Annotated in this window: 1 protein-coding gene; it reads right to left on the bottom strand. The window is 67.1% G+C overall.

Going from position 1 to position 2539, the window contains the following annotated elements; genetic code table 11:
• A partial coding sequence (locus AC5Y7E_RS24155) for a non-ribosomal peptide synthetase (RefSeq protein WP_499950933.1) occupies positions 1-2539 on the bottom strand: 2539 nt, incomplete at both ends.

The following is a 2539-nucleotide window of genomic DNA, read 5'->3' as shown; positions in this document are numbered from 1 at the left end:
AGTGCGATACATCCGCGCCCCCGACCCACCAAAAGGACACGCCACAAACCGTGAGGCCGTAAGGCCCGTGCGGCGCCAATAGCCCACGCCCACACCCCGGCCGGCCACATACAACTCGCCGGCCACCCCGACCGGCACCGGGCGCAACCACCCGTCCAGCACGAAGAACGCTGCCCCCGCTACCGGCACACCGATCGGTGGCGCACCTGAGCCCGCCTTCAAGGGCGCACTCTTGGACGCCCACATCGTCGTCTCAGTGGGCCCGTAGACGTTGACCATCACCCGGCCGGGCGCCCACCGATCCACCACCTCGACCGGACAGGGCTCGGCGCCGATCACCAGTGCCGCCGACTCCAAACCCTCATGCGGCAAAGCTTTAACCGCAGAAGGGGTTTGGGTCAGCACGGTCACCCGCTCAGCGACCAGCAGGGCGTGGAAGTCGTCGGGTGAGCGAGTTACCGAGTCCGGGATCACTACCAGCCGGCCACCATGCAACAGGGCGCCCCAGATCTCCCAGACCGAGAAGTCGAAAGCGTATGAGTGAAATTGCGTCCACACCTGGGGCGAAGCCAGGTCCAGCCCGGCGTCGAGCGACTCGAACAGCTGCACCACGTTGTACTGCGTTACCGCAACACCTTTGGGCACACCGGTGGTGCCCGAGGTGTAGATGACGTGGGCGATATCGTCCGGGGCCGGCACTGGCAAATCGGTGCTGGGTTGGGTGTCAAGGCGGGGGTCGTCGATATCGACGATTAGCAGCGCATGCCCGTCCAGCCGGGCGGCCAGATCGGAAGTGGTGACCGCGGCGATCGGCCCGGAGTCTTCGATCATGAATGCGATCCGGGCAGCCGGATGCGCGGGATCGATCGGTAGGTAAGCCGCCCCGGTCTTCAACGCCGCCAAGATGGCCACGACGGCCTCAGCCGACCGGGTAAACAGCAGCGCCACACACTCACCCGGACCCGCACCCGCGCCGATTAACAAGTGCGCCAATCGGTTAGCTGCTTCGTCCAGCTCCCGGTACGTCATGGAAACACCGCTGCAGGTCAGCGCGACCGCCTCGGGTGTGCGTACGACCTGGGCGCCGAACGCCGCCGCAATCGACACCGGCGCCCCGGGCTGGCTCAGCACCGCGCGGTTGCCAATCTGATCCAGACGAGCGTGCTCACCGCCGTCCAGCACATCTATCGACGACAACCGTCGGGCCGGATCGGTGGCCATTGCTTCCAGGGCGCGGCGGAATCGCTTGACGATGGTTTCGATGTCTGCGGCGTCGAACACATCCGTGTCGAATTCGACACGCAGCCCGAGTTCGTTACCGGCGACGGCCTGGACCGTCAGCGGATAGTCGGTGGATTCGCGGCTGGTGAAGCCGGTGATGGTCAAACCGTCGGCCCCCGCCAACGCCCCGGTGTCGACCGGATAGTTCTCCAGCACGAAAAGGGTGTCGAACAGATTGTCGTGGCCGGTGATGCGGTGGATCTCGCTAAGCGCAAGGTGTTGGTGCTCAACGGTTTTGGTGTGTGCATGCTGCAGTTGGTCGAGCAGGTCGGTAGTGGTGGTTGTCGGCGTGAGGTTGGCCCGCACCGGCACGGTGTTAATCAGCAGGCCCACCATCGCGTCGGCGCCCGGCACCTCGGCCGGCCGGCCCGAGACCACCGCACCGAAGGCGACGTCGTGCTGGCCGGTGAGCCCTACTAGCAGCTGCGCCCAGGCCGCCTGCAGCACGGTGTTGACGGTGGTGTGCTGCGCGCGGGCCAGCTCGTTGAGCGCCCGCGTGGTCTGCTCCGACAACCGGTACGAGGTAACGCCTCGTTGCCCGAGCTGTGCGCGCCCCGGCGGGCCGATCAGCGTGGGGGTGTCAAAGTCGGCCAGCACCGCGCGCCAGGCGGCGCGGGCGGCATCGAGGTCCCTCTCGGCGAGCCAGCTGACAAAGCGGCGATACGGAACCGGCGCGGGCAGCCGCTGCCCCTGATAGCCGGCGAAGATTTCGGCCAGCAATAGCGGCAGCGACCAGCCGTCCACGACGATGTGGTGAGAGGTCACCACGATCCGGTGCTGCTCGGGAGCGGTGCGGATCAACGTCACCCGAAACGCTGGCGGGTCGCTGAGGTCGCAGACCGCCGCGCGTTCGGCCGCACACGCCGACTGAATCGGCTCGTCGGCCTCGATGCCGTCCAGGTCGACATACTGCCAGGGCACCTCGGGATCAGCGGGGATGACCTGCACCGGCTCGTGGAACTGTTGGCAGAACCGGGCCGCGAGGTTGGGATGGCGGTCGACGACCGCGCACACAGCCTCCCGCAGCCGGTGGCGGTGGAGGGGCCCGCTCAACGCGATGTCCAGCTGCACCACGTAAGCGTCGTCGCCGCCGTGTGCGGTGCTGGCGTGAAAAAGCAGCCCGTGCTGCATCGGGGTCAGCGGCAACACGTCGGCGATCCGGCTCTTCTGCTCCAGGTCGTCCAGCTGGTGTTGGTGAAGCCGGGCGGGTGCGATATCTGAGGGTGTCAGCCCGCCGCCGCCGTGTTGGACGTGTGCA

Source organism: Mycobacterium sp. NGS17 (genome assembly GCF_059813205.1).
The sequence above is the reverse complement of the archived record's forward strand: the minus strand, read 5'-3'. Positions and strand labels throughout refer to the sequence as shown.